The organism is Bacillus sp. 22483 (genome assembly GCF_052044605.1).
GTDB lineage: Bacteria > Bacillota > Bacilli > Bacillales > Bacillaceae > Bacillus > Bacillus altitudinis.
The window spans coordinates 266615-284713 of record NZ_JBQENU010000003.1; the positions used below are offsets into that span (position 1 = coordinate 266615).

The window sequence follows — 18099 nt, forward strand, 5'->3', positions numbered from 1 at the left end:
TATAATATACGATAGGTTTAGAAAGGAATGGTTAGATTGAACGAACAACAATCAAAAGGTGTCTTATATACGGCTGCATCTTTTACATTATGGGGATTGTTCCCATTATATTGGAAACTGATGGAGCATATTTCGTCAGGCGAAATTTTAGCGCACAGAATAGTATGGTCCTTTATTTTTATGTGCGGTATTCTTTTATATTTAAAGCAAGTCCGTCCAGCGATGCAGACTGTGAAAGGTCTGATGATAGATGGAAAAGCACTTTTTTCATTACTTTTATCGGCTATTTTAATTTCGGTCAACTGGTATGTATACATTTGGGCTGTAAATCACGATCTTATGCTGGAAGCGAGTTTAGGGTATTATATTAATCCGCTTGTATCAGTTTTACTAGGCATCATTTTCTTAAAAGAACGACTGAATAAAATGCAAACCACCGCCATTCTCATTGCTGCAGCTGGGGTCATCATCTCAACTGTTCAGTACGGCTCATTTCCTGTCGTGGCTTTCGTATTGGCTTTTAGTTTTGGGTTTTATGGACTGATTAAAAAAAGAATGAGTTTTACGAGTGCCATTGGATTAACCATTGAAACACTGCTTCTTGCACCAGCTGCGCTTGTTTACTTATTCTTCTTCTTAAAAGAACCTGTTGTCACGATGAATCCGAGCAGCTTCGGCTCTCTTGGGCTATTATTTTTTGCAGGTGTCTTTACAGCTGTACCGCTTCTTTTATTTTCTGAAGGAGCCAAAAGAATTCCTTTATACCAAGTTGGTATTTTGCAGTATATTGCACCGACCATTACACTCTTTTTGGGGCTATTTGTGTATCACGAACACTTATCTGCAGCAAAAATCGTGACATTCCTCTGTATTTGGGTGGCGATTTTACTATTTACAACCTCTCAACTGCGAATGAAAAAAACAGCGAATTCTCATTAAAGAGACGAAGCAGTTTGCTTTTTTTTGCAGGCGGATCATGTCATAATAAGTTGTTACCAAAACTGTAGAGGTGATCACATGTCATCAGTCGATGAGCTTGCACACGCTTATCAATCTTTATGGAAAAATCGGCAGCTTGATGTAGTGGATATGACTTCATTACACGAGGCGATACGAGATGATTTGCTTGATGCACGCACCCATCCTCGCGCAAGAAAGTCATTGCATCAAAAGTATGTACTCGCTGTGGAAAGAATTTTAGAAAGCACGATTGAACAGGGTCATCAACTACAGCTGATCAGCTTACATACGAAAAAGCTGCGAGAACTAATTCAAAATGAAGGAAGGAACCACTCATGAAACCAATTCAAACGGAAGATGTCACAGCACATCTTGAATCGTTTTTAAATCGGCCAGTCTTCGTTCATCTTGAAACGACAACTGGTTCTTATTCAGCTCATGTGAATGAGCAAAATATGACGGTCGTGGCGTATATCCGCAACGCAAAAGTCGTCTATTCACAGGCAAAAATAAAAGGACAAGGTCCATACCGTGTCGGGATGAAAACAGAAGATGGCTGGATTTACGCAGAAGGTTTAACCGATTACGTGTTTGATGAACAAGGCCGCCTGCTGTTAGCAGGACACCTGCCAGATGGAAAACTAGCGATCTCATTACAAATTAGTGAAACACCATTTCAGGTGTAGGAGAGAGGGGAACAGTGATGAACGAACATGTACTTGTGATGCTGCCTCACCCCGACGATGAATCCTTCGGGGTCGCAGGGCTCATCGCGCAAAGCAGAAAACGTGGAATTCCAGTGACGTATGCATGCGGGACACTTGGAGAAATGGGAAGAAATATGGGAAGTCCAACATATGCTAACCGTGAGACACTCCCTGAATTAAGAAAACAGGAATTAATCAATGCATGTAAAGAAATGGATGTCACAGACTTGCGAATGCTTGGTCTTCGGGATAAAACGTTGGAATTTGAAGATGATGAGTATTTAGCGGATGTGATGGAAAGTATTATTGATGAAGTGAAACCAACCCTTATTGTCACATTTTATCCAGGTCATGGTGTACACCCTGATCATGACGCGACAGGTGAAGCGGTCATTCGTGCTCTATACCGAAAGAAAAAAGAAGACCGTCCCGTCACATACTGCATGGCCATTACAAAAAATCGAGAAGAAGTGCTAGGAAATGCCGATATTGTGATTGATATTACGGATGTAGCCGATATCAAATTAAATGCACTAAGAGCGCATAGAACACAAACAGAAGGCATGCTAAGAGAGCTTGAACAAAAGTTGAAAAACAAAGAACCAGTCGTCCAAAAATGGTTTGATGAAGAAATTTTCTGGACGTATCAATGGAATGACTAAATGAAAGGCAGCTGACTGAAGTCAGCTGCCTTTTCCTGTTGTATCAGAATGCATACGTCTTTCAATCAACCTGAGACGAACAAATAGGACGATGGCACCTGCGGCAAGCCCAGTAATCAGACCAATCCAATAACCGAACGCTCCAAATGAGGTATACGTGCCAATCAAGTAGCCAGCTGGAAGGCCGATGACCCAGTAAGAGACAAACGCAGCAATCAGTGTATAATTCACATCTTTATACCCGCGTAGAGCTCCCTGAATTGGTGCGGCGATCGCATCTGACAGCTGGAAAAAGATCGCATACATCAAAAAGTGCTGTGTCATTTGTAAAACAGCTGATTCAGTTGTATATAAACCAGCGATCTCAGGTCTAAATAACAAGATGAGTGCTGCGGTACATAATGAGAACAAAACAGCTGTTGCAATGCCAATATAGCTGTAGCTTTTTGCGTCTTTATACCGCATGGCACCGGCTTCAAAACCTACAACAATCGTTAAAGCCATTGAGATACTAAGCGGCAGGATATATAAAATAGAAGCAAAGTTCATCGCTGCTTGGTGACTGGCGATTGTCACGGTATCAAAGTGACCCATTAAGAGCGTGACAGCTGCAAAAATACTTGTTTCAAAAAAGATCGCAAACCCAATAGGGATACCGATTTTCAGTATTTGACCCATTCGGGAGACGTTAAAACGAGGTAATGTCTGAAACAACCGAAAGGATGCAAACGGTTCGGCTTTGATGACAATACAAATACTCATGATGAAAATTGCCCAATACGTCAGCGCAGATGCAAGACCTGCCCCTGCACCGCCAAGCTTTGGAAACCCAAAGTTTCCAAAAATAAAGAGATAATTTAAAACAAAATTAATAGGAAGTGCGGTTAACGTAATGAACATCGTCACACGTGTTTTTCCTAATGCATCAATGAACGATCTCATGACTGAATAACCAAAAAGCGGGATGATCCCAATAGCAAGGAAGCTGAGAAAATGACGGGCAATGGTTTCTACGGATGGTTCAAGCCCAAGTCTCCCTAAAATAAAAGGAACACATAACGATCCAATAACAATCACCACGATACTTAAAAGAAAAGATAAATAAATGGCCTGGAAGACTGCACGAGGAACGTCTTCCCTGCGGCCGCCGCCCATCAGCTGAGCCACTATAGGGGTAACAGCCATTAAAATACCAGCGAGACCAGTATAAACAGGTGTCCAAATACTCGAACCGATCGCTACACCTGCCAGGTCTTCTGCACTCACTTTTCCAGACATCACCGTGTCTAAAAATGTGATGAGCGAAAGACCTGCTTGTGTAATTAAAATCGGAATCAATATGGTTAAAAATTGTGTCAACTTTGCTCGAATACTATTCGTTTCTCTCATCATAAGTTCCTCTCTGAACAGAAATAACGAGAGGAATTATATCACGCTATGTAAAAAAATCAATTCTCCGTCGGATTATTTTTCTTTGAGGGCTTCGTTTTTTTGAACATTTGGGCATAAATAAAAGAAAGACTGACAACACCTAAAATGCTGCAAGCATATTGAATCACTTTTTGAATGGTCATATTGAATTCACCTCCATACAAATAGAATGTGCACAATTTGTTATTTTATGACACTAGCGAAAGAAGGAGGGACATGGTGAGATGATCAATCGCACAAATGAAGAAGCGATGTTTAAGTTAGAAATGAAATCTCATTTAACGCAAATTATGATGGATGCAAGGAAAATCGTCGATTCCCTTGACCAGACGGAACAATGCCTTCTTTGTGAACTCGAATCATTGCATGATCAGTTTAATGAAATGCATGCAGAGGCTTCCTCGTTTTATTTACAAGCATATATGGAAGAATTCACACCAGGTTTTGCTCAATTTTCTTTAGCCATTGAGAACTTATCAAAACAAAAGCATGGCGCACTGATTGTGATTCAAAGGAGAGATGAGGTGGAGGATTATATACAAAAAGGGACAAACCTCCATGCGAAAATTAGCGCATCATTAATAGAAAGCATTTTCTATCCTGGAAACCCACTTCATGATGGCGCCCTTTTAGTGAAAGAAAACACGCTTGTTTCCGCTGCAAATGTCCTACCGCTCACCTCGAAAAAAGTCAGCCCTTCTCTAGGCACAAGACACCGGGCAGCCATTGGACTTTCTGGCATGACCGATGCCCTTGTTCTTGTGGTATCAGAAGAAACAGGGAAAATGTCGTTTGCGAAAGAAGGCGTCCTCTATCCGTTAACTGTAAAAGATCAAGAAATCAGAAAGTAAACATGAACACAGCATTCTTCATTGGGAAGGGTGCTTTTTTTATTGAGGAGAAAAAACAGGCAATTAAGTAAAAAGTCATTTGATACAGAAAAATTTGTCATGTAGAATAGAACTATGAAACTAGCAACGTGCTTGTTTTGACAAATTTCTAAACGTCAACTTAAAAATTCCTTAAAAAATGTTTATAAATACAGCAAACAGCCGATAGAAACGATATGGCTTTGTTTTAGCATTTTGAGTTTGTTGCTCTAACCTATTTAGTATTGCCCAACGTCTTCATGTCGAGTAATATAATAGAAATAAAGATAAAATAGTGCAAGAGAAGCAGAACCATTAAATGCTAAACTCAAAACTAGTACATAAGTCTTATGGAACGAAATCATGAAAGGCGGAGATTTATCTATGAAGAAAAAAGTAGTAACCGGCCTCACAGTTTCAGCGATCGCGGGCTCAGCTGTTATTGCTGCACCGGCAGAAGCACAGACGATCAAGGTGAAAAGCGGTGACTCACTTTGGAAGATTGCCGAACAGTACAACACAAGTATTTCGGAACTTCAATCTCTTAATCAATTAAAAACGACGATGATTTTTGCAGGACAAAGCTTAAAGATTCCTGGTGCAAAAAGTTCAAAATCCAGCTCATCAACAAGTTCAAAAGCAACGAAATCAAGTGCTTCAACAACATCTAGCTATACAGTCAAGCTTGGGGATTCATTATGGCTGATTGCGAAGAATCACAAAATGTCAGTTGCAAGTTTGAAAAGTTTGAACAGCTTAAACAGTGACCTCATTCGTCCTGGACAAAAGCTGAAAGTGTCTGGAACGACGAAAACGAGCGGCAGCCAGTCCTCAAATTCAAACTCAACATCTAATTCCAGCTCAAGTAACAAATCAACGAATTCTAATAGTTCATCATCAGCATCTAGTACATATAAAGTAAAATTAGGCGATTCACTTTGGAAAATTGCCAATTCGTTAAACATGTCGATTGGTGAAATTAAAACATTGAACTCGCTAAAATCTGATATGATTTATCCAAATCAAGTATTGAAGGTAAAAGGAACGGTGACGTCAAAACCAAGTCAGCCGAAAGCACCTGCTCAACCTAGCACGCCTTCAAACAGCAATCAGTCTTCAAGTAGTAAAACCACATCTTATACGGTTAAATCAGGTGATTCATTATGGAAAATTGCGAATCAGTTTAAGGTGCAGGTTCAATCAATCCGCACAGCAAACAGCTTGAAAAGTGATGTGCTGAGAATTGGACAAGTATTAAAAATCAACGGAACAGCTTCCGGTTCAACTGGATCTAATGGTTCTACGTCAAATGGTTCAACAACACCGGTCAACAATAATAAAAATGACGTTCCAATGAATGCAAAAATCACGACAATGATTCAAGAAGGTAAAAAGCTCACAGGCATACCTTACAGATGGGGCGGCAATACACCAGCTGGATTTGATTGCAGCGGCTTTGTTTACTATCTCATTAATAAGGTTTCATCAGTATCTAGATTGAGTACAGCAGGATACTGGAATATGATGACGCCTGTCAGCACACCACAAGTTGGAGATTTTGTTTATTTCACAACGTACAAAGCAGGTCCTTCTCATATGGGACTATACCTAGGTGGAGGAGATTTCCTTCATGCAAGTGACAGCGGAGTAGGAATTTCAAACTTAAGCAATCCTTATTGGAAAAAAGCCTATCTAGGTGCGAAACGTTTCTTCTAAAAAAGCCGATTTTCGGCTTTTTTTGTTTGCCTTCTCATCAGTTTGTCCATACTGATAGCAAAAGGGGGCAGTCATAAATGAAAAAGTCAGTGTGGATGATCATGATATGTTTGATCTTTACCGCAACAGCATGTCATGCACCGCCGAAAAAAGAAACGACAGAAGAAACAAGAGAAGTTGCCGCACCTAAACAAGCACCAGTCACAACGTCACTCATAAACGAAAGCGGGCAAAAAATAGGGAGCATTGAAATAAGAGAGTCCTCAGAAAATGGGCTGGATCTGCATGTGAAAGCGAAAGGACTGCCGCCAGGTCCTCACGGCTTTCATATTCATGAAACAGGAATATGTGAAACGCCAGATTTTGAAACGGCGGGGGCTCACTTTAATCCGACCCATAGAGAGCATGGCTTCGACAACCCAAAAGGGCATCATGCTGGAGATATGCCTAATTTAGAAGTAGGGGCAAATGGTCAAATTGACGTCGTTGTGAATGTTCCGAATGTGACGGTCAAAGGAGGCCCGAATCAATTGGTTGATCAAAACGGGCGAAGTTTCATCATCCATGCAGAAGCAGATGATTACTTAAGCAACCCTTCTGGCAACTCAGGGAAACGCATTGCTTGCGGAGCCATCACAAAAGAAATGGTAAAATAACAGAAGACGAACCTTTATGTATTGAGTGCATAAAGGTTTTTTTAGTATACTTGGTGAGGAAAATGATCGAAGAGAGGAATTAATCATATATGTTTAACCAACCAGCACTCCCAGAAGAAATTCAAGCAATGATCGAAGCAAAAGGAAAAGTTCTCGAAGAAGAATTTCGTCCGCTTATCGGAACAGGCGGCTATGAATCACAAGATACGTCTATTATTCAAGATGCCATGATTGCACTTGCCCTAGGAAAAAATGTTCTGTTAAAAGGACCGACGGGCTCAGGTAAAACAAAACTAGCAGAAACTTTATCCGCGTTTTTTCAACAGCCGATGCACAGTGTAAACTGCTCAGTTGACCTTGATGCAGAAAGTCTTATTGGCTATAAAACCATCCATAATGATGGACAAGTTGCTTCTATAGAATTCATTGAAGGACCCGTTACAAAAGCAATGAAAAAAGGACACCTTTTATATATTGATGAAATCAACATGGCAAAACCAGAAACACTGCCTATTTTAAACGGTGTGCTTGATTACAGAAAAATGATGACAAACCCATTTACAGGTGAAGTCGTTAGAGCAGAAGAAGGTTTTGGCGTGATTGCAGCAATCAATGAGGGATATGTGGGGACAGTGCCGCTCAATGAAGCGCTGAAAAACCGTTTTGTCGTCATTGAAGTTCCTTACATTGGCGGCGGCATTTTAAAAGAAGTACTGCACACTCAATCCGTATTAAAGGATGAGCGGTTAATCGATCAATTCGTACAGCTCTCATCAGATCTCATCGTCCAAGCACACAATGGACAGGTCAGTGAAGAAGCCGCATCCATTCGCGCACTGTTAGATACATGTGATCTTGCGCAATATATCCCGCCGCTTCGTGCAATTGAACGAGGAATTGTAGAGAAGCTAGAAGATGACCGGGAAAAAGCAGCGGTAAGAAATATCGCTCAAACATTATTCGAGTGAGGTTCTGACTTTTGAAATTCATCAAATTTAATGACAGCAGAATCGATTCATTTCTATTTATGGAATTAACGGATTTAGCCAAAACACTTGCCAAAAGTGATGATGTGGAGCTTGAATACGGTGTTCAGTCGTACTATGAACCGTTTGAAAAGAAAATTTTCATCAGCCATTTTTGGGATGATCGTCATCAAGAGGATATGATGGCAGGCCTAAAAAGTGATGTGTTCCTGCGAGCGGTAGGGACGGTGTATAGCGATCTTACAGTATTTGAAGACATCATTCGCTATGCCCACACATTATCCATTCCTGATGTGTGCAAACAATTGTTTATGCTGTTTGAAGATATCCGCATTGAAGAGCGGATTAAACGTGACCGCCCAGGAACAAAAAAGGTATTTAAACGGAGAAGAGAGCTTTACAGACGTCACTTTAAAACACAATTAACGATTAACCAAGAGCGCAGTATTTTAACAGATGCACTCTTTTGTGCGATATACGTGAAGCTGACAGCCGAATCTCCGCTTGAAGAAATTCCACCCCTTCATGAGCGGATAGATCCAATGATTCCGTTTATTGAGTCAAGTCTTGAACGTGTATATGACGCACGCTCGACATCTGATATCGCCATCATTGTGAAGGAATTGACAGAAGGCTTCGATGAGCTCCTTGAAAAGGATATGCTGAACACATACTTTTTCTTCCCAGAATTGGACTATGAAAAAGCGGCAAAAGAACCGCTTTTCCATGACCTCAAAAGAAAGCCTAAATTAAGTGAGGATATAAAAGTCGATCGGGAAAAAGAGGGGGATGAAGACATCCATAATGAATATATGGAAGTATGGCATAGAGAAACGGAAGCACCATCTAAAAGTTTCCTTCAATTTGATTTAGAACACGGTGGTAAAAGCGATCTCGGTAAAGATGCGGCAAGAGAAGGTGACGATGGAGATCAGGCGCTTGGAACGGTTCAAGGTTCAGCCAAACAAACCCATCGAAAAGACTATTCAAAGCTTGAAGCACTAGAAGAGGCAGAAGGAGAAGAAAGCGGAGCAGATGGGCATGAGAATGGAAAAGAAAACAAATATGCGTTTCCAGTCATGATTTCACCAGAACCTCCTTCACCAGAGCAAATAGATGTGTACAAGCAGCACGCAAAGGCAATCGAGCCTTATCAGAAACGCTTAAAACAAATGATTCAAAAAACACTTGAGCATAAAAAAACATGGCCAAAAACAGATCTTCATGCAGGACGTCTCAGTAAAAAGCTCATTCGTTATTTTACAGAGTCCAATCCTCGACTATTTTATAAAAAACAAGCGCCATCTTCTCAAATTGATGCTGTGTTCACTTTATTAGTTGACTGTTCGGCAAGTATGTTTGACAAGATGGATGAGACAAAAAAAGGGATTGTTCTGTTTCATGAAGCTTTAAAATCAGTGCAGGTACCTCATCAAATTGTAGGGTTCTGGGAAGATACAAATGATGCAACTGAAACAAGTCAACCGAACTACTTTAACACCGTCGTATCGTTCAAAGATTCCTTATTTGACGCAGGACCATCCATTATGTCACTTGAGCCAGAAGAGGATAACCGGGATGGCTATGCGATTCGCCAAATGACAAAAATGATTTTAAAACGAAGAGAAGAGCAAAAGTTCCTCATTGTTTTCTCAGACGGAGAGCCGGCTGCATTCAGCTACGAACAAAATGGGATCGTGGATACACATGAAGCGGTTCTCGAAGCGAGAAAAAAGGGAATTGAAGTGATCAATGTGTTTTTATCCAATTCTCCGATTGAAGAGGCGCAGATGAAAACGATCCAAGATATGTATGGTAAGTTCAGCATTTTTGTACCGGATGTCGATACATTGCCAGATGTGCTATATCCATTACTCAAGAAATTGCTGCATAAAAGCATTGGGGCATAAGGTTTTGCCCCTTTCTTTAAAATATTTTTCGGAATGATTTAAATTTTTTGTTTTTCTTTGAATTTTTTATCTTTAATTGAACAAAGAATGTAGAAAGTAATCCGAAACAGTGGTAGAATATGATTGGAAGCGTTTTATTACATAAATTTGGTCATTGTGTTCTGGAAGTTATATCGAGATAGTGTTCAATCACTTGATGATCAAAGTTGGGGGTAGTGTTCAAAATGTTTCAAAATGATGTGAAACAACCGTTGAGTTGGGAAGAATTTCATGGTCCGAACCTCGGCTACGTGCTCGAGCTCTACGATCAATATGTCCAGGATCCTACTAGTGTTGATGAAGACATAAGAGGCATATTTGATGAACTTGGTGCACCACCGAGTGAAATGAAGGAGGAAATTGGGAAAAAAGAAAATAGCGTAGTTACTTCTGAACAAATCCAAAAGATAGCATCAGTCGTTAAACTGGCAGAAGACATCAGAACGTATGGCCATTTAAATGCTTCCGTCAATCCTCTTCGCAAAGAAAAGGAATTACAAGAGCTGTTTCCATTAAAGGAATACGGTTTAACTGAAGAAGACGTTAAGAATATTCCAATATCAATTATTAGTCCAGATGCACCTAAACACATTTCAAACGGCATAGAAGCCATTAACCATTTGAGAAATACGTATAAGCGTACCATTTCATTTGAGTTTGATCACGTACATGACTTCGAAGAGCGCAACTGGCTCTCTAAATCTATTGAGTCTGGCGAATTATTTAAGAAAAAACCAGCAGATAAACTAGTTTCTGTATTCAAAAGATTAACAGAAGTTGAGCAATTTGAGCAGTTCCTTCATAAAACATTTGTTGGACAAAAGCGTTTTTCTATTGAAGGATTAGACGCACTTGTTCCAGTACTTGATGAAATTATATCCGAGTCTGTTACACAAGGGACTTCAAATATTAACATTGGAATGGCACATAGAGGCCGTTTAAATGTATTAGCACATGTGTTAGGAAAGCCATATGAGATCATTTTCTCGGAATTCCAGCATGCGCCTAATAAAGAGCTTGTACCATCAGAAGGCTCTATCGGCATCAGCTACGGATGGACAGGGGATGTAAAATATCATCTCGGTGCTGACCGCCAAATCAAAGATGAAGATACAAAGAGTGCAAGAGTCACACTTGCCAATAACCCAAGTCACTTGGAATTTATTGACCCGATTATTGAAGGAAGCACTCGTGCAGCTCAAGAATCGCGTACTCAAAAAGGCTATCCAGTTCAAGACGTTGAAAAAGCGTTAGCCATCTTAATTCATGGGGATGCTGCATTTCCTGGAGAGGGAATTGTCGCAGAAACATTAAATTTAAGTCAATTAGTTGGCTATCAAGTGGGGGGAACGATCCATATCATTGCCAACAATATGATTGGATTTACCACAGAAAGCAATGAATCTCGTTCAACAAAATACGCTAGTGACCTTGCAAAAGGTTTCGAGATTCCAATTGTTCACGTCAATGCAGACGATCCAGAAGCTTGTTTAGCAGCTGTTCAGCTGGCGGTAGAATACCGTAAACGGTTTAAAAAGGATTTCTTAATTGACTTGATTGGCTACCGCAGATATGGCCATAACGAAATGGATGAGCCATCTACTACTCAGCCAATGCTGTACGATGCGGTCAGAAAGCACAAAACGGTCAAGAATATCTTCGCAGATAAGCTTGTCACTGAGGGCCTTCTGTCAAAAGAACAAAGAGAAGAAATTGAGCAGGCTGTCACGGCAAAAATTGAAGAAGCTTATAAAAAAGTGCCTTCAAAGAAAGAACATACGATTCAAGAAATCGAACTGCCAGAGCCTGTATCTAACGGCTTCCCTGCAGTTGATACATCTGTAGAGTTTGATGTATTAAGAAAGCTGAATGAAGAATTAATTAGCTGGCCGAAAGACTTCCAAGTATTCGGTAAGCTAAAGCGGATCCTTGAAAAACGTGCAAAAGTGTTTACAGATGATCGCAAAGTGGAATGGTCACTTGGTGAAGCACTGGCATTTGCATCTATATTAAAAGACGGTACGCCAATTCGAATGACCGGACAGGATTCTGAGCGAGGCACATTTGCTCAAAGAAACCTTGTTCTTCACGACAGTCAAACGGGAGATGAATTCATTGCTCTTCATGAACTGAGTGATGCAAATGCATCATTTACAGTCCATAATAGTCCACTGTCAGAAGGCTCTGTCATCGGGTTTGAATATGGTTATAATGTCTATTCTCCTGAAACATTAGTAATTTGGGAAGCTCAATTTGGAGACTTCGCAAATGCGGCTCAAGTGTATTTTGATCAATTTATTTCAGCAGGCCGCGCCAAGTGGGGACAAAAGTCAGGGCTTGTGATGCTCTTGCCACATGGATATGAAGGACAAGGTCCAGAACATTCTAGTGGAAGAACAGAACGCTTCTTGCAATCAGCTGCTGAGAATAACTGGACAGTTGCGAACCTGACAAGTGCAGCTCAATACTTCCATATTCTTAGAAGACAGGCGAAAATGCTGCTTCGTGAAGAGATTCGTCCTCTTGTCATCATGACACCGAAGAGTCTGCTTCGTAACCCGAACACATTATCCGAAGTCCAAGAGCTAACAGATGGACAGTTCCGTCCAGTTCTTGAACAGCCGGGCCTTGTACATGATCATGAAAAAGTAACACGCCTTGTGCTATCAAGCGGGAAGGTATCAATCGATATTAGTGATCGTTTTACTCAAATGGAAGACTCAAAAGATTGGCTTCATATTGCGAGAGTGGAACAATTATATCCATTCCCAGCCAAAGATATTAAAGCCATTTTATCAAAACTGACGAACTTAGAAGAAATCGTATGGGTACAAGAAGAACCGCAAAATATGGGCGCTTGGGGATATATTGAGCCATATTTACGTGAAATTGCATCTGAAAAAGTAAAAGTACGTTACATCGGCCGCAGAAGACGTTCAAGTACGGCTGAGGGTGATCCAACTGTTCATAAAAAAGAACAAGAACGAATTGTATCTGATAGCTTGACTCGCAAAAACTAAGGGGGAAATGAAAAATGGCGGAAATTAAAGTACCTGAACTAGCGGAATCAATCTCGGAAGGAACAATTGCTCAGTGGCTAAAACAGCCGGGCGATTATGTTGAGCAGGGGGAATACCTGTTAGAACTTGAAACAGATAAAGTCAATGTCGAATTGACAGCTGAAGAATCTGGTGTTCTAAAAGAAGTACTGAAAGATTCTGGTGACACTGTCCAAGTTGGAGAAGTCATCGGAACGATTGCAGCAGGTGAAGCTGGCGGAAGCGAGTCCGCAGCTCCAGCACCTGAGCAAGATTCTGCACCAGCTTCGAAAGAAGAACCAGCAGCTGAACAAAAAGAAGAGGCAGCAAAAGAAGAGCCGAAATCTGGTAATGGCAGAACGATCGCTTCTCCAGCAGCTAGAAAACTAGCAAGAGAGAAGGGGTTAGACTTATCTGAGATTCCAACCGCAGATCCGCTGGGCAGGGTACGAAAGCAGGATGTAGCTTCTTACCAAAAGAATGAAGCTCCTGCAAGTGCACCGAAAGCCGCGCCAAAAGCAAATGCTGCGGTGCAAAATGATCAAGCAGGGAAACCAGTTGAGCGTGAAAAAATGTCACGCCGCAGACAAACCATTGCAAAACGTTTAGTTGAAGTTCAACAAACGGCAGCGATGCTGACAACATTTAATGAAGTCGATATGACAGCTGTCATGGATCTAAGAAAGCGTCGCAAAGATGCCTTCCTTGAACAAAACGATGTGAAACTGGGCTTCATGTCCTTCTTCACAAAAGCAGTGGTAGCAGCACTTAAAAAATATCCACTTCTCAACGCAGAAATTCAAGGTGATGAGCTTGTCATTAAAAAATTCTATGACATCGGTATTGCTGTAGCCGCCAATGAAGGGCTTGTGGTACCAGTTGTCCGTGATGCAGACAGACTATCATTTGCTGGAATTGAAAAAGAAATCGGTCATCTTGCGAAAAAAGCAAGAGATAACAAATTATCGCTCAATGAATTACAAGGTGGATCATTCACGATCACAAACGGAGGAACATTTGGTTCTCTGCTTTCAACACCAATTTTAAACAGTCCTCAAGTTGGAATTTTAGGTATGCATAAAATTCAGCTTCGTCCTGTTGCAATTGATGAAGAACGCTTTGAAAACCGTCCAATGATGTATTTAGCTCTTTCATACGACCACCGTATTGTCGATGGTAAAGAAGCTGTTGGGTTCCTTGTCACGATTAAAAATCTACTTGAAGATCCTGAACAGCTATTGCTTGAAGGATAATCGAAAGAAAAAGCTAGTACCGATGAGGGTACTAGCTTTTTTGGTCTTTATTTTCTGGGTAGCCTCTTTTTGACCAAAATGTTGCCAGCCAAGAGCCAGATAAATTATGCCATACGCTAAAAATGGCACTGGGAACGGCGGCAAGTGGAGAAAAATGTGCGGTTGCAAGGGCTGCGCCAAGTCCAGAATTTTGCATCCCTACTTCTATTGAAATTGCTCGTTGAGAAGGAATGTCCATTTTACACCATTTTGCAATGAGGTAACCCAATAATAGACCAAGAGCATTATGTAAAACAACAACGGCAAAAATAAGCAGTCCAGATTGCAGAATCTGTTCTTTATTTGCGCTGACAACAGCTGCAATGATGGCGACAATGCCAACCACAGATACAAGCGGGAGTGCTTGTACAGCATACGTCACTTGTTTTTTAAAAAACAATTTGACGATGACCCCTAAAATAATCGGAATTAAGACAACTTGGACAATCGACAAAAACAAAGCACCCGGTGATACAGATAACCAAGATTTTGCAAAAATATAAATAAAAACAGGGGTCAAAATGGGAGCAAGTAGTGTCGAGATCGTTGTCACGGCAACGGATAAGGCCGTATTTCCTTTCGCCAAAAAGGTCATTACATTGGATGCAGTCCCGCCTGGACAGCAGCCAACGAGAATGACACCGACAGCGATTTCAGAAGGCAAATGTAACCCATAGGCCAATAAAAATGCAATGAGTGGCATTAATGTATACTGCGCTAAAACCCCGATCAATACATAAAGAGGCTTTCTAAAAAGCTCTTTAAAATCTTCAGAAGACAGTGTCAGCCCCATGCCAAACATAATAATGCCAAGTAAAAAAGGGATATAAGGTCCAATCAAAGAAAATGCCGCAGGAAAAGTAAAGCCTAGACAAGCAAAGACAATGACCCATATAGCAAATGTTCTTCCTGCAAAATGACTAATGTGTAAAAGGGTCTTCATACTATCATTCAACTCTCTTTCTTTTCATATCTTTTCTATTTTAAATGAATTTTCTGAAAAAACAACCTATGATTTTGTATTAGGTATTCATAATATTATTATGTAAACTAATAAAAAACCACATAGTATATGAACTATGTGGAGTATGCGATCAAAAAGGTGTCCATTTCACTTGTTGAGCCTGTTTTAGTCTTGCTTCTGGCTCACGCCAGTCAACGACATTCCACCACTGGTCTACATATTGCGCCTTCTCATTTCGATATTGGAGGTAATAGGCATGCTCCCACACATCAAGAGCAAGAAGGGGGATGATGTCCCATTGCGAGAGGAACTGATGGCGCTCTGCTTGTAAAATGTCTAAACGCTGAGATCTCGGGGACCATACAAGGATCGCCCATCCGACACCTTCTACTTGTTTGGCAGCAGCTGAAAAATGTGACTTGAACGCCTCATAGCTGCCAAATGATTGATCAATGAGACGAAGCATTTGACCAGTAGGTTTTCTTTTTCCTGAAGGACTCATTGAAAACCAAAAGATACAATGTAAATAATGTCCTGCCCCATGAAAGGCAAGTTCACGTTCCCAATGCTTGATCATCGTAAAGTCATTGGTTCTTCTTGCTTTTTTTAGCGCAAGTTCAGCTTGATTTAGACCATTAACATAAGTTTGATGATGCTTTTGATGGTGCAAGTACATAATTTCTTTTGAAATATAAGGTTCGAGCGCGTCATACCGATAAGGCAGTGGTGGTAACTGATGATTTCCAGCTGCTACATCGCGCACTTCTTCGTGTGGCTGCATGTCTTCTGCAATCCTTTCGGCTAGTTCGTACCATTCTTGTTCACTCGAATGATCATCCTCCATTTTGAGTCGTAAATTTTCCACTTTTCGATGAATTTTATCATCTTGCCACACATGTTGAATCGTGCTAAGCCACTCTTTGAGCTGTGAGCGATATTCTTCTTTATTCATGTATACGCCTCATTTCGTCTAAAAATGTAGAACAAGCCATCATCGGAAACACAAATGGGTAGCTATGATAGGTGATGTAAAATTGTTTTGGCAGTCCAATGCCGACTGGATAGTACATGGCTTCTTCAGTATGGTGATGGTTCACTAAAAAGGAGACAGCTTTCAAAATGGCTGCGTTATTTGCTTTCTCATATTGGAGGAGCGCCTCGGTCGCCCATGCGGTTTGAACCACTGTGCCAAAGGGAAGCGGGACATAGGTTTTCAGTTCTGCACTTTTACACGATTCTCCGAAACTGCCATCTTCAAGCTGAATCTGCTTTAGGAAACGGCACGCTTGTTGCACAGCAGGGTGTGAGGAGGGAACGCCGGCCGCTTTCAGTCCTGTTAACGCCGCCCAAGTTCCATAAATATAACAAACACCCCATCTGCCAAACCATGATCCGTTTTTCTCTTGGTGGTCAATGAGCCATTTTACACATCGATCTTTTTGCCTGAGAATCGAGGGTGAAGCAGTATCTTTTTCTTCTAAACCAATCAAATGGAGCACACGACCAGTAATATCAGGAGTTGACGGATCAATCGCCGCATCATCCGCAGATTCAAGCGGAAGGTGACGAAGTAGAAAGTGATCTTGATTTTTTTCAAAAGCAGAAAAGCCGCCATCACGGTTTTGCATGGAGAGAAGCCAGTCATATCCTCGTTTCCACTGAAGTGGATCGTATTCTTTTGGAATCGCTTTTAACACAATTTGCGTGTCATCACAATCAGGATTATTCGTATTGATATGTGAGAAACCAAAGCCCCCGGGAGCAGCATGACGGTTATGAACTGCCCAATCCGCTTTCTTCATTTGCTGCCGGTCCAGCAAATAGTTGAAGGAATTCATGATCATGGGATCTTCTCGTTTTCTTCCTGCTCTTTGAGAAGCGTAACTGACAAGCGCTGTATCCCACACAGTCGAGGTGGAATTCTCAGCATATATCTTGCCTTGACAGGAGGTGACGAGCCTTTTCATACCTCTGACTGCTTTTTGGATGAGATGATGTCCAGGGGAGTACCCAAGGCTCATGAGGGCATAGACCATAAAGATGGTTGCACTTAAGTAACTATACAGCGTCCCATCTTTTTCAAGACGGTCAAACATGTATCGCTTTGCCGCTTCATATCCGAAAAAGTCGAGCCGGCTGTCGAGGGCTGTATATGACCGCATATACATGAGGAAGTCATCAGTCGAACGTTCTTCTCTTGCCATAAACCAGTCAAATGGATTTTTAGACATGTTTTCATCAAGATGGGCTAATGATGGAAACGCAGCATGAGAGGTGTACCGTTTGTTCAGTGCGATCATCATGGGTACAAAATGAATCCTTGCATAGGCACTAAGGTGGTAGAAGTGCAGTGGAAAAGCCGTAGGGATGAGTAAAAGGGAAAGAGGTGCATAGAAGTAGGGCCAAGGGTGCATGCCATTTACGGCAAGCATCCATTTTGTCATAAAATGAACGCTCTTTAGTCCACCTTTTGAGCGAATATATTGTGCTGCTTTTTCCATATGGGGCTCGTCTTTTTGAAATCTGCCAGATGCGAGCATGCCGCAATAACCTTGTACTGTAGCTGTGAGATGTCCCGACTGGTCATGATACAAAGAAAAGGAACCATCTTCATTTTGTTTGGCATGTATTGCTTCGGCCAATTGATGGATCAATTGCTGATCAGGGTCACCAACGGCTTTTAACAGCATAATGAAAAAAGCATTTGTCATCATAGGTCCTTCAAAGCAGAAAATAAATGCGCCATCTTCTCTTTGTCTGCGTTCTACCTGCATGTGCAGTTCATCGATATATTCGTTGACTCTCGTTTTAAAATCTTGCATTCGGCCATGCTCCTTTCCTTTATCACTATATTCAGGAGTCGGCCTGT

The 18099-nt window shown here is 41.1% G+C and carries 16 protein-coding genes; 11 read left to right on the top strand and 5 right to left on the bottom strand.

What is annotated here, in order from left to right; translation table 11 throughout:
• The first annotated feature begins 27 nt into the window (after nt 1-27).
• The 4 genes from rarD (at nt 28) to bshB2 (ending at nt 2329) form a co-directional block, all read left to right on the top strand.
• Entirely contained in the window at nt 28-939 is a 912-nt protein-coding gene (gene rarD / locus ACTJJQ_RS06835; protein ID WP_039165518.1) for an EamA family transporter RarD, read from the top strand.
• A 78-nt stretch (nt 940-1017) separates the two neighbouring features.
• On the top strand, nt 1018-1299 hold the full coding sequence (locus ACTJJQ_RS06840; protein WP_008346472.1) for a hypothetical protein: 282 nt from the start codon (nt 1018-1020) through the stop codon (nt 1297-1299).
• On the top strand, nt 1296-1646 hold the full coding sequence (locus tag ACTJJQ_RS06845) for a YojF family protein (protein WP_008346474.1): 351 nt from the start codon (nt 1296-1298) through the stop codon (nt 1644-1646). The genes ACTJJQ_RS06840 and ACTJJQ_RS06845 overlap by 4 nt, the downstream gene beginning before the upstream one ends.
• A 17-nt stretch (nt 1647-1663) precedes the next feature.
• Nucleotides 1664-2329 (top strand): bacillithiol biosynthesis deacetylase BshB2, encoded by a 666-nt coding sequence (gene bshB2 / locus ACTJJQ_RS06850; RefSeq protein WP_024718573.1) that lies wholly within the window; start codon nt 1664-1666, stop codon nt 2327-2329.
• A 21-nt stretch (nt 2330-2350) separates the two neighbouring features.
• Here bshB2 and ACTJJQ_RS06855 read toward each other — a convergent pair whose 3' ends face one another.
• Together ACTJJQ_RS06855 and ACTJJQ_RS06860 are read right to left on the bottom strand one after the other, a co-directional pair.
• Complete coding sequence (locus tag ACTJJQ_RS06855; RefSeq protein ID WP_440600047.1) at nt 2351-3718, bottom strand: MATE family efflux transporter; 1368 nt, start codon at nt 3716-3718, stop codon at nt 2351-2353.
• Nucleotides 3719-3777: 59 nt separating this feature from the next.
• Nucleotides 3778-3903 carry a hypothetical protein gene (locus ACTJJQ_RS06860; protein WP_003215647.1) on the bottom strand — a complete coding sequence of 42 codons (126 nt, stop codon included), beginning with the start codon at nt 3901-3903 and terminating at the stop codon, nt 3778-3780.
• A gap of 81 nt (nt 3904-3984) precedes the next feature.
• On the opposite strand from ACTJJQ_RS06860, the gene cdaS reads away from it, so the two are divergent.
• From cdaS to odhB, 7 genes are all read left to right on the top strand, one after another.
• The gene (cdaS, locus tag ACTJJQ_RS06865; protein ID WP_024718575.1) at nt 3985-4611 is read left to right on the top strand and encodes a sporulation-specific diadenylate cyclase CdaS; all 627 of its coding nucleotides are present in this window, start codon (nt 3985-3987) and stop codon (nt 4609-4611) included.
• Between the two features lie 402 nt (nt 4612-5013).
• Nucleotides 5014-6345 (top strand): C40 family peptidase, encoded by a 1332-nt coding sequence (locus tag ACTJJQ_RS06870; protein ID WP_048002271.1) that lies wholly within the window; start codon nt 5014-5016, stop codon nt 6343-6345.
• Nucleotides 6346-6422: 77 nt separating this feature from the next.
• Entirely contained in the window at nt 6423-7001 is a 579-nt protein-coding gene (locus tag ACTJJQ_RS06875) for a superoxide dismutase family protein (RefSeq protein ID WP_440600048.1), read from the top strand.
• Nucleotides 7002-7090: 89 nt separating this feature from the next.
• Nucleotides 7091-7969 (top strand): ATP-binding protein, encoded by an 879-nt coding sequence (locus ACTJJQ_RS06880; RefSeq protein WP_017359496.1) that lies wholly within the window; start codon nt 7091-7093, stop codon nt 7967-7969.
• Between the two features lie 11 nt (nt 7970-7980).
• Nucleotides 7981-9897, top strand: coding sequence for a vWA domain-containing protein (locus ACTJJQ_RS06885; protein ID WP_440600049.1), 1917 nt, complete (start codon nt 7981-7983; stop codon nt 9895-9897).
• Between the two features lie 224 nt (nt 9898-10121).
• Complete coding sequence (gene sucA, locus ACTJJQ_RS06890) at nt 10122-12956, top strand: 2-oxoglutarate dehydrogenase E1 component (RefSeq protein WP_017359494.1); 2835 nt, start codon at nt 10122-10124, stop codon at nt 12954-12956.
• 14 nt (nt 12957-12970) lie between these two features.
• A complete protein-coding gene (gene odhB, locus ACTJJQ_RS06895; RefSeq protein WP_007500721.1) occupies nt 12971-14227 on the top strand; it encodes a 2-oxoglutarate dehydrogenase complex dihydrolipoyllysine-residue succinyltransferase in 1257 nt (418 codons plus the stop codon).
• 31 nt (nt 14228-14258) lie between these two features.
• Here odhB and ACTJJQ_RS06900 read toward each other — a convergent pair whose 3' ends face one another.
• From ACTJJQ_RS06900 to ACTJJQ_RS06910, 3 genes are all read right to left on the bottom strand, one after another.
• Entirely contained in the window at nt 14259-15209 is a 951-nt protein-coding gene (locus tag ACTJJQ_RS06900) for a bile acid:sodium symporter family protein (RefSeq protein WP_045034993.1), read from the bottom strand.
• A gap of 151 nt (nt 15210-15360) precedes the next feature.
• Nucleotides 15361-16182, bottom strand: coding sequence for a superoxide dismutase (locus ACTJJQ_RS06905; protein ID WP_039165508.1), 822 nt, complete (start codon nt 16180-16182; stop codon nt 15361-15363).
• The gene (locus ACTJJQ_RS06910) at nt 16175-18052 is read right to left on the bottom strand and encodes a terpene cyclase/mutase family protein (protein WP_440600050.1); all 1878 of its coding nucleotides are present in this window, start codon (nt 18050-18052) and stop codon (nt 16175-16177) included. The genes ACTJJQ_RS06905 and ACTJJQ_RS06910 overlap by 8 nt, the downstream gene beginning before the upstream one ends.
• Nucleotides 18053-18099 lie beyond the last annotated feature (47 nt).

Coding starts and splice junctions, on each gene's coding strand:
- ACTJJQ_RS06910 (WP_440600050.1), bottom strand. CDS start 18,052: ATGCAAGATTTTAAAACGAGAGTCAACGAATATATCGATGAACTGCAC.
- ACTJJQ_RS06870 (WP_048002271.1), top strand. CDS start 5,014: ATGAAGAAAAAAGTAGTAACCGGCCTCACAGTTTCAGCGATCGCGGGC.
- ACTJJQ_RS06900 (WP_045034993.1), bottom strand. CDS start 15,209: ATGAAGACCCTTTTACACATTAGTCATTTTGCAGGAAGAACATTTGCT.
- ACTJJQ_RS06855 (WP_440600047.1), bottom strand. CDS start 3,718: ATGAGAGAAACGAATAGTATTCGAGCAAAGTTGACACAATTTTTAACC.
- sucA (WP_017359494.1), top strand. CDS start 10,122: ATGTTTCAAAATGATGTGAAACAACCGTTGAGTTGGGAAGAATTTCAT.
- ACTJJQ_RS06905 (WP_039165508.1), bottom strand. CDS start 16,182: ATGAATAAAGAAGAATATCGCTCACAGCTCAAAGAGTGGCTTAGCACG.
- rarD (WP_039165518.1), top strand. CDS start 28: ATGGTTAGATTGAACGAACAACAATCAAAAGGTGTCTTATATACGGCT.
- ACTJJQ_RS06875 (WP_440600048.1), top strand. CDS start 6,423: ATGAAAAAGTCAGTGTGGATGATCATGATATGTTTGATCTTTACCGCA.
- odhB (WP_007500721.1), top strand. CDS start 12,971: ATGGCGGAAATTAAAGTACCTGAACTAGCGGAATCAATCTCGGAAGGA.
- bshB2 (WP_024718573.1), top strand. CDS start 1,664: ATGAACGAACATGTACTTGTGATGCTGCCTCACCCCGACGATGAATCC.
- ACTJJQ_RS06860 (WP_003215647.1), bottom strand. CDS start 3,903: ATGACCATTCAAAAAGTGATTCAATATGCTTGCAGCATTTTAGGTGTT.
- ACTJJQ_RS06880 (WP_017359496.1), top strand. CDS start 7,091: ATGTTTAACCAACCAGCACTCCCAGAAGAAATTCAAGCAATGATCGAA.
- ACTJJQ_RS06840 (WP_008346472.1), top strand. CDS start 1,018: ATGTCATCAGTCGATGAGCTTGCACACGCTTATCAATCTTTATGGAAA.
- ACTJJQ_RS06845 (WP_008346474.1), top strand. CDS start 1,296: ATGAAACCAATTCAAACGGAAGATGTCACAGCACATCTTGAATCGTTT.
- cdaS (WP_024718575.1), top strand. CDS start 3,985: ATGATCAATCGCACAAATGAAGAAGCGATGTTTAAGTTAGAAATGAAA.